We start from the raw sequence: 12,273 nt of genomic DNA, 5'->3' as shown, positions 1-12,273 counted from the left end.
TTAAAAAGTAGCCGTTAATGTAACCGCTGCTGTGCGTGGCGAGCCGATAAAGTAAGTACTCCCATTGCCCGTACCACCTGCCAAGTAACTTTTATCGGTAATGTTATAAACCACAAAGGCAATATCAACGGCTTTAAACGGGCCTGCGTTAACTTCGGCTGCATAACCTGCGTTTAAATCAAGCACGGTGTAGCTATCTACATCGCCACGCTCACCGGTGTATTTAGCCGATAAACCAAAGCGGAAATCGCCACTGTAGTAATCGGTTGATAGCACAAATAAATCATCCACTGAGTCAATTACTTTGCCTCCAGCTTCAAAGCCTGGCGCATCGCCTTTGTATTCAGAGCTATTATTGGTGTATGAGCTATATACATTCCACTCATTATTAAGCATATAACTTGCTGACAGCTCTAGACCTTTGGACTCAATACCGCCCACATTGAGGTACGAGCCGTTTGTGCCTATGGTGTAGTCTATACCGCCCGTGTCGCTGCCTGGTGCTATAAAGGTGATGCGGTTATCAAACTCAATTGAATAGGCCGTTGCTGTTAATTTAAGTGCATTATTTTGATAGCGCACACCCAGGTCAATATTTTCAGCGGTTTCTGGCTTAATTGCTGATAAGTCAGAGCTATCGCGTTCAAGCACACCGTCTTTAATGGCGGCAAAGTTTTCGCTATAGCTGGTAAATAACTCAGTATTACTATTTAGCTGATACAAAATACCACCACTAAATAGAATGTCTGAATCACTGTTTACTTTAGCTGTTGTGGCGTTTTTATAGTGGTCATACTTTTCTATATCCACTAAGTATTTTTTTACCCCTAGGTTTAAGGTAAGGTCGCCAAATGCCATTGAGTCTTGTGCATACCATTTAAGCGTATCAGTCTCAAAGGTGTTTTTATATTGCGTCCAATAAGGGGTGCTATCAAAATGATGATAAATACGGGCATCGATTACTTTATGCCAATCTCGTGACTCATCACGGTCACTTTGCTCATACCAAAAACCCGCTTCTATATCGTGCATGCCAAAGCTAGCTTGATAATTAGCAATTACCCCTAAACGATCTTTATTGTAATGAGTATGACGATAAGACATAACAGGCGTTGCATCAGCGTCGTAACACGCAGGATTAAGCTCAGGGCCCGACTCCCACGGCCAGTTTAAACTTGCGATACAACCTGCGTTCGGCGCAAGTGGATTACCGTTGCTATCTGTAAAGCCATAAGAGCCTGCGTTTGTGCCCCCCTCGGTGGTTGGGTTGCCATTTTCATCTACAGGGGACGTTAAATAAGGTGGGATCCAATCGCCACGACCAGAATTTTTATGATAATACGGGCTAACGGTTAATAATGATGTTGGAGAAATCGCGTATTCAAATTTTAAATAGCCTAGAGTATTTTCACGCAAGGTGCCCCAACCTTCTGCAAACATTTGGTCAAAGTGCGGAACGCCTGTCCAGTTCCATGTTAGCTGATCCCAATCAGGGGTTTGTTCAAATTGCTCTAGGCTCACGCTATTGTAGTTGCTCTCGCTTACATCGTCATACGATAAGCGCCCTGTAATAGTTAGCTCATCAAGGGTGGTAACAAATTTCGCTTCAGCGTGTTGGTTATCTTTTCCGCCATTGCTGCCTGAGCCAATCCAGCGGCTGGTATCGGTTTGTGAGTAACTCACGTACGCTTGGGTATTATCGAAAATGGTGCCAGTTTCGTGCTTAACATAATAACGCGAAGCATCGTGACTGCCTGAGGTATAAGCAAAGGTGGTGCTTTTATCTAAACTCGGTGCTTTACTTACAAAATTAAAAGTACCGCCTAATGCCTCTAATGAGGCAGATTTAATATCTGAGGTACCTTGGCCAACTTCCACTGTCACCAAGTTTTCGCTATCGAGATAACGATTCGCTTTAGCCCCGCCACCATAATTAGAGCCACCATTAGGAATGCCGTCTATCGTCATACCTAATTGCTGTTGGTTAGAGTCAATACTAAAACCACGCATGGTAATGGTTGTTGACCAATCATCGCCGCCAAATGCGTCGCCTTCGTTTATGCTAATCCCTGGCAAGTTATCAATTACCGATAACACACTCGATACCGAGCTTTGTTGTTCTAGCATCGCAGGTTCAATAACGTTGTTTGCATAACTGGTTGGTTTTGCAGTAACAGTTACTTCTTCTATCACGTTATCGTTAGCATAAGCTGAAGTTGATACCGCCATGGCCACAGCCATGCTCAAAATCGATTTATTTTTTAAAGCGTACATTGTTGTCCCATTTGATTCTAATTATAAAAGGTAATTATGAAAGCGGGCACAGTCTATTTTTTAAGTATGACAACGAGGGGCAATTTTATTGACAAACAGGTTAAAGAAATATGAGTTAATTATGGCAAACAAATGTATAAAAAAAGACACCTAACTTTGCAATTAGGTGCCTTATATTTAATTTAGTAAAAAGCGATTACTTAAGCTCAGCAAGCATCTCATCACTATAAGGTGTCACTTCTTCACCATTTTTAATTTTGCTAATGTAATCTGGGTTAGCAATAAGTGGGCGACCAATGGCAATTAAATCAAATTTATTATCGTTGATCGCTTGTTTGGCAGTTTCAAAACTATAACTACCTACACCGACTAAAGTACTTGCATAACCGGCACGTAAAAACTCAGAAATTGATTTACCTTGCAATGAATCAAAACGCATACTGTCGTCAAAAATACCGCCATGTAAATAGGCTAATTTGCGGTTTTCAAGCTCAGGCAATAAGTAGTCAAACACCGCTTTATCACGGTTATCTTCGCTCATGTTAAAATAAGCACCGGGTGTTAAACGTATTGCGGTACGCTCATTGCCTACAACATCAATAACTGCATCGGTTACTTCGAGTGCAAAACGCGACATATTTTCTGGTGTTTGCCCGTACTCGTCATCACGCTCATTGGCAGCATAATGTAAAAATTGGTCAATTAAATAGCCATTAGCACCATGAATTTCCACGCCGTCAAAACCTGCTTTCATCGCGTTTTCTGCCGCTTTAGCGTAGTCAGCCACTAAGCCTTTAATATCATCTTTAGTGGCAGCTTTTGGCGTAATATAAGTTAGCTCGCGCATACGCGGTACTGAACCTTCAACCCCTATCGCCGATGGTGCGAGTACATCACCACCAAAAAAGTGAGGGTGAGCAACACGGCCAACATGCCATAATTGCGCGAACATTTTACCGCCATTGGCATGCACGGCGTCAGTGACTTTTTTCCAACCTTGAACTTGTTCACTAGTGAAGATACCCGGTGTATTTGGGTAACCTTGTGCATCGGCACGAATAATAATTGCTTCACTAATAATTAATCCTACATTAGCACGGCGAGCGTAGTAATCAACCATCGCTTGTGTAGGCACTAAATTGTCATCTGCCATACAACGAGTTAGTGGTGCCATTAGTACGCGGTTTTGCAGTTCAATGCTGTTATTTAATTTAAAAGGTGAAAGTAAGTCTGTCGACATAATGTTTATCCTTTATTGAATGTACATTCAAGATAAGGTCACTTGAATGAATATTCAAGTATAATTTTGAAACTTTGTTCAAGATTGCGTAAACTGCTTTACCTAAACGCTGCTTAAGGTAGGATTATTGTTGAGAGTTCGTTTTACCTACTCTGCCAACAAGAAGAGTCATTATGAGAACTGCAGAATTTGATACAGAGTTTGTACTGCGCCAAGCAATGGCGATGTTTATGCTTCACGGTTATGCAAAAACCAGTATGCAAAAACTTACTCAAGCAACCCATTTACATCCGGGCTCGTTATACGCGGCATTTGGAAGTAAAAAAGGCATTTTTTTAGCCGCTACTGAGCAATACCAAACCGATCGCAATACACAGTTTACGGCGCTGTTTGAGCACAGCAGTTGTATTTTAGATACGCTGAAACAATACCTTAATATCATTGTGCAAGAATGCGTTGACGGTGAAGCAACCAAAGTGTGCCTGCTCACAAAAAGCATTAGCGAGGTAGAGGGTAACGATCCACAAATTTGCCACGTATTGCGTACTAATTTAACTGCATATGAGCATGCTTTTGCGCAGCAGTTACAAAAAGCAATTGATAATAAAGAAATTACCAATGGCCGAAGTGCCATAGAGCTGGCACGATTTTGTGTTATGGGTATATATGGATTACGCACCTACGCATTAACAAACCAAGACCCCGACGCACTAAACCAACTAGCCAATGAGCTACTAGCAGCCATCAGCTAAACTAAATTTTAAAGCGCAGCAGCTCGCTGCTCTTTGTATACTCCACAGTGAGAGAGAGCCAAAAATGACCACCGATAATTTATCAAAGCAAGACGACGTAATTTTAGGCCTTGGCGCAAAAAAACGACTCGCATACATGTACGAAACCGTGCAGCAATTTAAACAAGTGTGGATTTTAAACGATGACGACGGCTGCGTAATGCTCACTAACGAGGACGACGATTGCGTGCCGGTATGGCCAACACGAGAGTTCGCACAAGCCTGGGCAACCGGCGAATGGCAAGGCTGTACACCTAAAGCAATTCCAACAAACGATTGGTTTAGCCGCTGGACACCTGGCCTTGAAGAAGACGACTTACTGGTGGCCGTGTTCCCTACCGAAGAAGACGACGGCACAATTTTATTCCCTGATGAGTTTCAAGCCCAGTTGAGTAAATCAATTAGGAAGTACTAACTTCTAAAGCAGTGTTCACCTTAAACAAGCTTATTATAAGCATTAAAAGAAAAGTTTATTTACCAAAAGGTTATAAAGCATCTATTATAGTGTTGTAACTTACTTTTATAAAAATCGACCTGGGTGGACGTCAATTCCACCCCTGTAAAAAATCGAATAAAGTAATCAATGTTCAGGTAAATTTAATAAAAAATATACGTTTATTTTCTGTGTTTAAATTGGGGTCTACATGCTGTTCAATTCAAAATATAAAAACAAAATTAATGAGTTAAATAACGAGTTAATTCAATTAAAAAAAACCAATGAAAAGCTTGAAGCGCAATTGTTAGCAGCAAACAGCGAGCAATCACAACAAAACGACAATGAAATAGCAAATGATACAGCCTTTGTAAAACAGCGTGAATTAAACACATTATCATTACAGTCATCTGATTTAATTAGTGACATCAGAGAAAGCTTAGCCTCAACTTCACATAAACTAATTAATGATATTACGTCATTTAAGTCATCCCAAGAATTACTTGATACAATTTTAGATATGTTAGCAACGACTTCATCGTCAACACATAATATCTCAAGAGATACAAAATCAGCCACTAAATCCGTTAAAGAATTGCAGTCAGTAACAATCGGAATTAATGATTTTGTAAACATAATTAAAGGGATTTCTGATCAAACAAATTTACTTGCACTTAATGCGGCCATCGAGGCCGCTAGAGCCGGAGAGCAAGGACGAGGCTTTGCTGTTGTGGCAGATGAAGTAAGGACGCTCGCTCAGCGCTCTTCTGATGCATCTAACGAGATCTCTAATTTAATAGCTAAGGTCAATGAGCAAATGCAAAGCGTTGTAAATAACATTACTAACGTTAGCGAAGAAAGTGATGGCATTGCAAATAGCTCATCAGAAATTGATGCTACCGCTAAAAAGGTGGTTGAACTATCACAAAATATGTATAGCGTTATTGTTAATTCAAGTGCCGATGCATTTATTCAAACAGTAAAAATGGATCACATTGTATGGAAATACGATATTTATAAAGTCATTTTAGGCCAATCAAATAAGACTGCAGAAGACTTTTCTGATCATACCATGTGCCGATTAGGACAATGGTATTACCAAGGTGAAGGTGCATTAAAATATTCAAGCATTAACGACTTTAAAGCATTAGAGCAACCACATGAAGATGTCCATAAGAATGGCTTTGCTGCTTTAGAAGCATTCCAATTAGGCGATATCAATACTGCTGTAGAAAAAGTATCTCTTATGGAGCAAGCAAGTTTTAAAGTAGTGGACATACTTAGCGCTTTATCACACAAAATTATGGACTATAACTGTAAGTAAAATAGTCAAAAAACACCTCACTTTGCATAGCGTTATGGTTCATAATCATTTGGCTATGCATACCAAACTTATATAAATTAATCACAAACTAATGACACCTCCACCTAAGCACTGCTGTTCAATAATCAAACTAACTAAATTATTAACCCTTTAAGTAATCGTTAACTATATTTTAATGATAGTGGGTCACGGTTTACCGATTCATCTTACCAATTTCACCGGTATTAAAAACACTTAGCCACATTACAGCAATAGTGAGCACTGTCGTTTAAATACTCTTTTTTATTTAGGTTTTAATTATGTTTAAAGTTCATTTAAGTGTTTTATTCGCGACGTTGTTTACTTTGCCCGTATACTCACAAGAAGCGCAAACACAATCACTTGTGCAAAAAGCGTTAAGTAATGCGCCCACAATTATAAACTTATCAGCAAATCACCCTAAAACCCTAGTAACGCCCGCTATTAATGAGCTCGATGCCAGCCCTGAGTCGGATTTAATTCGTTATGGGCGCTTATTAATTATTGATACCTATAAACAACTTCCCAATAACGTAAATAATAAGCTCAATTGTAGCACTTGCCATCTTAATGAAGGGCGTGTAGCTAAAGCCGCGCCTTATGTGGGCATGAATGTGGTATATCCAAAGTATCGTTCACGTAATGCAAAAATAAACACCATTGAAGACAGAATTAATGGCTGTTTTCAACGCTCAATGAACGGTCAGCCACTGCCTACTAATTCAGTGCCAATGCAGGCTATTGTCAGCTACATGAACTTTTTATCACAAAATATAAAAAACAAAAACGATCTGCAAGACAACACAGGTTTTGTCACTATTAATAAAGAGCTAGTACCAAACGCCGATAACGGAAAAACTCTTTACGTTCAGCACTGTGCAAGTTGTCACCAACTAGACGGTCAAGGCTTATATCCTAATAATACTTACATGTTCCCAGCCATTGCCGGCAGTCAGTCGTTTAATGATGGTGCAGGTATGGCACGCACTTACACCGCAGCGGCATTTATTAAAGGAAATATGCCATTGGGCCAAGAAGGCATGTTAACCGAGCAACAAGCTATTGATATTGCTTATTACTTTTCACATTTAGAACGCCCTATTTTTGCCAATAAAGCGGATGACTGGCCAAAAGGTGGCGCACCAAAAGACGTGCGTCGATAACAACGTACTGTAGCGTAATAATTTGCCACTCACTTATTTATCTTCTTGGAGCGATATAAAGTTAACAGCCACATTTTAAGTAAAAATACGCTGAAACAGTCATAACGATAATTATTCTGCTAAAAATGCAGTATAATTTTTAAGGATCACTAACTTAGGTATTACATGCGGTACACTTTCAATTTAATATGTTGTTTGCTACTACAAACCATTGGTTTTAGTGCATCTGCTGTAACACTAAACGAAAATGACAGCTTACAATTAAAATCAGCTATTTGGCATCAAGTAGATTTAGCTAAACCAACCCAAGGTGAGCAACTCGTTAATGCCTATGACAATGTTAATACTCCCATCACTTCGCTGTACAGTGCGAATGGCAGTGCAATAGCAAAAATTAGTTTAACCACAACGAGCGCTGGACGCTGGTATATAATACCCCAAGTTAATTACTTAGATAGTGGCGTTGCTTTTTATCAAGATGCTAGTGGGATCAGAAAAGTCGCTGACTTTTCACAAGATAGTGCCATCCCATCAGCCATTGTAATGCACAGCCGAGCTTTTGAATTACAACTAGAAGCTAATTCACACGGTGTTTTATGGCTTTATGTTAATGCTAAGCACTTTGCCAAACCTGTCAGCATTAACGTTATTCCTCAATCTAGGTTTGTTAAACTTCAGTTTTATATCAATTCATTAAGCTTAGTGTCTATAACGATAATGCTGACCTTGGCTTGCATGGCCTTGATCATGTTTTTTAAAACACGACATCGCGTGGCATTATTTTGTGCAGGTTACATAGGGTTACATGGCATTGGTTGGGCATTCGCAGCGGGGATAGCTGCGCTACTTTTTAATTACCATGCGATTAACACCCATTACTTTGGCATGTATATTTTTGCCTTTGCTATTGCCTCTGCCAGCTCATTTGCCTATTACTTATTTAACTTTGACCAACATACCCGTTCTGGTATTAGCCGATTTTTAAAGTACTTTTCCATAACGGCACTTGCCTGTGGTTTTTTAAACCTATTTTTATCCTTCCATTGGGTGTTCTATTTAGCTCACTTCCTCGCTGCAATTTGGGTGTATTTAAGCTTAAAGCTTGGCTTTACAATGCTGGGGATGAAGGACTTTAGAGCGAAATACTTTTTAACTGGCAACCTTGTTTATAGCTTATCCTTGGTTATTTTTATTTTATCGCACCTAAATTTAATAGAAATAAGTTCACCTGAATTATGGGTGCTTATTGCTCTGGCCATTGATTGTATCTGTATTTTGCTTTCTTTATCTGAATGGCTAAAAATAAAGCAAAACAATTATATAAAAGCGCTAGAGTTATCACGCATAGATCCACTCACCAAAGTAGGAAACCGGCTGCAATTACAACAAGTGCTCGATAACTTAGATAATTTTTACCTCATAGTGTTTATAGATTGCGACAATATTAAAAGCGTTAACGATCACCTAGGTCATGCTCACGGTGACAAACTACTCATTGAAGTTACACGGTTAATTAAAAGCGCGTTAGCCGATAAAGGTGAGGTATGCAGAACTGGCGGTGATGAGTTTATTTGTGTGTGTAACGTTAAATCAGCACAACAGCTCGGCCAACTCACCCTGAGCATCAACGAATCGTTAAATTATATTCATCAACAAGTACAGAAAAACTGGCCCCTATCAGGCCTGAGCTATGGCATAGCAAGTAGTGAGGAATGTAATGACTACAAAGCCTGCTTAACCTTAGCCGACCAACGAATGTATACATTAAAGCACCAACGTAAAAACAAACGCCAACACGTTTAGTGTTATTACAGGCACAAAAAAGGACGCCATAAGGCGTCCTAATATAGAATAATGGGAGAGAGGGATTCTTAAAAACATAATAACACACTGATTAGCAATATAAATACCGGTAAAAGTAAACACAAGGAATACCAATAGGCATACTAAAAGTTATTTATTTTTAAAAATAACCAAGGCGACCTAAAGAAAGCTCAGCTTGCCCTACTCCTCCCAAGCATCTAATAATCTAGTAATCTTACCATCAATAGTTGATAAGTTTTCTCTTATAGCTTTTAAGTCAAGGCTATCATCAAAAGTTCTCTGTTTGTGTTTGTAAGGTTCTTGTACTTTTGTATCTTCAGAAATCAGCTTAGGGTTTTTTCTAGCGTAATTAATTAGCTTTTCAATATATTTAGATTGAGATATTTCATCCGCTGCACTTAACGTCTTTAGTTTATCACGCGCTGATTTAGACACCTCGAGCTGAAGTTTACAGACTTTATTAGAGATATTCTTTAAGCCCCTTTCATAGCTTTTCCATGCTTTATAGAGCTTATCAAGACTAACTTTTTGACTATCTTCATTATCACTTATACGTTTTATTTCATCTCTAATAAAGCTATCTAATGTGGCATCTGGAGATTTAAAATAACTACTGTAACTGTCATAGCGGCATGCTAGCCAGTTACGCAAATCTTCATTATCTTCATTGATCCACGTCAAAATTTTCTTGCTAGCAATCCGATCTGTCATTAGTTCTTCCTTGTGTTTTACCGTTTGCGGATGTTATCGAAAACAATAATCCAATACCAATTTGTAAGCAACCGCTTTGCGGTCAGAATCTACCTCACCAGATATCTTTTAGATACTAATCAACATCTAAATGAAACCCTCAACTACCCACTCAGTTAGAGTCTTAATTAGATTTTTAAAATAAACAAAAATCTATATGGGAGTCTAATTGAGATTGAATATCGCATCTTTTTTAAAATTACAAAATAACACCCTGTTATTGTGTTAATTAAAGTGTAGTTACTCTACTATAGAGTAACAAGACACAGCATGGAAACAATCTAATGAGTGAGTTTTTCAACTTAACCACAGGTCTATCAGCATATTCAAAATGGGTTTTAATTCGTTTAATTGCGAAGAAAACTATTGGAGACGAACTATCTAAATCTGAGCTGATAGAATTAGGATGCCCACACAATAAATTCAAAAAAGTAATAGAAGAACTGCAAGAAATTAATGCAATTTCAAAACTCGAAGCTGAACACTTTAAGCCTGGACGACCAACACTTTCATATACTTTTATCTACAACAGCCATGACAAGATTGATCGATTAAAATTTACTGAAATGCTGGCAAAGGTAGAGGGACTAGAACTAAGAGTACCTATAAAGTTGGTATGGTGTTTCTTTGTATTAAACCAAGATGAGTTTGGATATGTTGAAAACTTTTCAGTGTCAGTTATTGCTAAAGCATGCAAGTTAAAAAATGTAGAAGTAAAAACAGCAATTATAAAACTTGTCGAATCAAAAAAAATTCAACAATTAGCAACTGGATGTACCTTCAAGGAAAATGAGCCATTTACTTGTGAAAAAAATCGACTTATTACAAAGAGGCCATCTGCATATACCTTATCGATACCGAATAATAATAGTCCAATAGAACATATATCAACTGCATTAGTCTTTAACTTATTAAGTTCAAAAAAGATTAAAAAAGATGAGTATGTAGGTCAATTTTTTAATTCGTTGCCAACCAATATTAATAGGCGATACAGAGCGCTTTTTGATATTCACCTAAATAATCTTTTTTCAGGGGATTCATTTGAGTTAGTTAAATCATATTTAGCCGATCAACCCAAGAATTCAATTGATAACTTTCGGAACACCTTGAATCTGCTTACTGTAAAGTGCATAAAAAAAATCCTAAGTTATAAAAACCCAAAACAGCACTTATCTACCCTTGATGTTAGCAATTCATTATTTGGAACAACCAATATTTTTCAAATAGACTCAAAATTATATCATCTAAGTAATTTTATCACTTCATTTATAAATATTTATGTACATAGCTTATTGTTTATTTCATATGCTTACTTTGAAGCATCAGATTCCCTTCGAGTTAAAACCTACAGAGAATACATATATGATATTGATAATGTGAAAGCTGATGTTTTTGTCTTAAAAAGGTACATTTTTTTGTGCCTGAATAAGAACAATCTTACTTCTGAGGTTAGAGTAGCATTTAGTTCAAGAATAAATTAACCACATATAACTTCAGAGTAACTCTAAATACGCTAAACAACTTATCAGTAATGCATTTCTGTATTTAACCACCACAAACTTTACTGGTTTTATTAGGGCGTGTTGATCTTTGTGGTATGAAAAACAAACAGCATGAAGATAAGGTATAATTGAATTCGCCAGAAAACTTTACACCGAACCTACATGCCAAGATTAATGCTAACAGACGGGACATGGAATGTCTTATCAAAAGTAATGTACTTAAGTGGTCGAATTTATAATAAGCCCGACCATAGAAAAACGCTCGAAGGCATACTGTATAAGATGCGCACAGGTATTCCATGGCGAGATTTACCTTCTGATTTTGGCCGTTGGAGTGCTATCTACAGACGGTTTAATTTATGGTCCAAAAAAGGGATTTTGAATGAACTGTTTCGCGCATTATCTCGTGATGCGGACATGGATTGGGTCTTCATTGATGGCAGTATTGTCAGGGCTCATCAACATAGTTGCGGTGCAAGAACTGCTGACAATGAATCAATTGGAAAGAGCCGAGGTGGAAATTCTACGAAAATTCATCTTGCAGTCGATAGCGGAGGGTTGCCTGTTTATTATGAATTATCCTGTGGAAATACGCATGATATCGTCCATGCAGAGTCACTCGTAGCTAATTGCCCAACAAGTAATATGGTTGTCGCAGATAAAGGCTACGACAGTGAAAAACTGAGAGCGTTTGTTCGTGATAATAACGCTACACCCGTTATTCCACGTAAGGGCAACAGTTTAGTAGGCAATGAAGATATTGACTGGTGCATGTATAAATATCGGCACTTGGTTGAGAATGCATTTGGCCGTATTAAGCAATATAGAGGGATAGCCACGCGGTATGAAAAGCTTGAACGAAATTATCATTCAATGCTCGCTTTAGCATTTACTATGATGTGGCTACCAATGTGGGCTGATTGATATATGTACTACAAAGATCAACAGCCCCTA

Annotated in this window: 10 protein-coding genes; 7 read left to right on the top strand and 3 right to left on the bottom strand. The window is 38.2% G+C overall.

What is annotated here, in order from left to right:
- Both L641_RS0105605 and L641_RS0105600 read right to left on the bottom strand, forming a co-directional pair.
- A complete protein-coding gene (locus L641_RS0105605) occupies positions 1-2,274 on the bottom strand; it encodes a TonB-dependent receptor (protein WP_024601365.1) in 2,274 nt (757 codons plus the stop codon).
- A 196-nt stretch (positions 2,275-2,470) separates the two neighbouring features.
- Complete coding sequence (locus L641_RS0105600) at positions 2,471-3,514, bottom strand: alkene reductase (protein ID WP_024601364.1); 1,044 nt, start codon at positions 3,512-3,514, stop codon at positions 2,471-2,473.
- A gap of 173 nt (positions 3,515-3,687) precedes the next feature.
- Between L641_RS0105600 and L641_RS0105595 the strand changes: the two genes are divergently transcribed.
- The 5 genes from L641_RS0105595 (at position 3,688) to L641_RS0105575 (ending at position 9,046) form a co-directional block, all read left to right on the top strand.
- Positions 3,688-4,266, top strand: coding sequence for a TetR/AcrR family transcriptional regulator (locus L641_RS0105595; protein WP_013464648.1), 579 nt, complete (start codon positions 3,688-3,690; stop codon positions 4,264-4,266).
- Between the two features lie 64 nt (positions 4,267-4,330).
- On the top strand, positions 4,331-4,720 hold the full coding sequence (locus L641_RS0105590) for a DUF2750 domain-containing protein (protein ID WP_013464647.1): 390 nt from the start codon (positions 4,331-4,333) through the stop codon (positions 4,718-4,720).
- A 229-nt stretch (positions 4,721-4,949) separates the two neighbouring features.
- Positions 4,950-6,062 (top strand): methyl-accepting chemotaxis protein, encoded by a 1,113-nt coding sequence (locus L641_RS0105585; RefSeq protein WP_024601363.1) that lies wholly within the window; start codon positions 4,950-4,952, stop codon positions 6,060-6,062.
- Between the two features lie 299 nt (positions 6,063-6,361).
- Positions 6,362-7,243 carry a c-type cytochrome gene (locus L641_RS0105580; protein ID WP_024601362.1) on the top strand — a complete coding sequence of 294 codons (882 nt, stop codon included), beginning with the start codon at positions 6,362-6,364 and terminating at the stop codon, positions 7,241-7,243.
- A gap of 165 nt (positions 7,244-7,408) precedes the next feature.
- Complete coding sequence (locus tag L641_RS0105575; RefSeq protein WP_024601361.1) at positions 7,409-9,046, top strand: diguanylate cyclase; 1,638 nt, start codon at positions 7,409-7,411, stop codon at positions 9,044-9,046.
- Between the two features lie 201 nt (positions 9,047-9,247).
- Here the strand turns inward: L641_RS0105575 and L641_RS0105570 are convergent, their stop codons facing one another.
- Positions 9,248-9,778: a hypothetical protein gene (locus L641_RS0105570; RefSeq protein WP_024601360.1), complete on the bottom strand. Its 531-nt coding sequence runs from the start codon at positions 9,776-9,778 to the stop codon at positions 9,248-9,250.
- 323 nt (positions 9,779-10,101) lie between these two features.
- On the opposite strand from L641_RS0105570, the gene L641_RS0105565 reads away from it, so the two are divergent.
- Together L641_RS0105565 and L641_RS0105560 are read left to right on the top strand one after the other, a co-directional pair.
- Positions 10,102-11,298, top strand: a complete 1,197-nt coding sequence (locus tag L641_RS0105565; RefSeq protein ID WP_024601359.1) for a hypothetical protein — start codon at positions 10,102-10,104, stop codon at positions 11,296-11,298.
- Between the two features lie 183 nt (positions 11,299-11,481).
- The gene (locus tag L641_RS0105560; protein WP_024600859.1) at positions 11,482-12,243 is read left to right on the top strand and encodes an IS5 family transposase; all 762 of its coding nucleotides are present in this window, start codon (positions 11,482-11,484) and stop codon (positions 12,241-12,243) included.
- Positions 12,244-12,273 lie beyond the last annotated feature (30 nt).

The sequence above is a fragment of the Pseudoalteromonas sp. TB41 genome, from assembly GCF_000497975.1.
Lineage (GTDB): Bacteria > Pseudomonadota > Gammaproteobacteria > Enterobacterales > Alteromonadaceae > Pseudoalteromonas > Pseudoalteromonas tetraodonis.
This window is presented reverse-complemented; position numbering and strand designations above follow the sequence as displayed.

What these genes read in the sequence shown, in the direction of transcription:
- L641_RS0105605 (WP_024601365.1), bottom strand. Translation starts at nt 2,274, where the DNA reads ATGTACGCTTTAAAAAATAAATCGATTTTGAGCATGGCTGTGGCCATG.
- L641_RS0105595 (WP_013464648.1), top strand. Translation starts at nt 3,688, where the DNA reads ATGAGAACTGCAGAATTTGATACAGAGTTTGTACTGCGCCAAGCAATG.
- L641_RS0105575 (WP_024601361.1), top strand. Translation starts at nt 7,409, where the DNA reads ATGCGGTACACTTTCAATTTAATATGTTGTTTGCTACTACAAACCATT.
- L641_RS0105600 (WP_024601364.1), bottom strand. Translation starts at nt 3,514, where the DNA reads ATGTCGACAGACTTACTTTCACCTTTTAAATTAAATAACAGCATTGAA.
- L641_RS0105560 (WP_024600859.1), top strand. Translation starts at nt 11,482, where the DNA reads ATGCCAAGATTAATGCTAACAGACGGGACATGGAATGTCTTATCAAAA.
- L641_RS0105565 (WP_024601359.1), top strand. Translation starts at nt 10,102, where the DNA reads ATGAGTGAGTTTTTCAACTTAACCACAGGTCTATCAGCATATTCAAAA.
- L641_RS0105585 (WP_024601363.1), top strand. Translation starts at nt 4,950, where the DNA reads ATGCTGTTCAATTCAAAATATAAAAACAAAATTAATGAGTTAAATAAC.
- L641_RS0105580 (WP_024601362.1), top strand. Translation starts at nt 6,362, where the DNA reads ATGTTTAAAGTTCATTTAAGTGTTTTATTCGCGACGTTGTTTACTTTG.
- L641_RS0105590 (WP_013464647.1), top strand. Translation starts at nt 4,331, where the DNA reads ATGACCACCGATAATTTATCAAAGCAAGACGACGTAATTTTAGGCCTT.
- L641_RS0105570 (WP_024601360.1), bottom strand. Translation starts at nt 9,778, where the DNA reads ATGACAGATCGGATTGCTAGCAAGAAAATTTTGACGTGGATCAATGAA.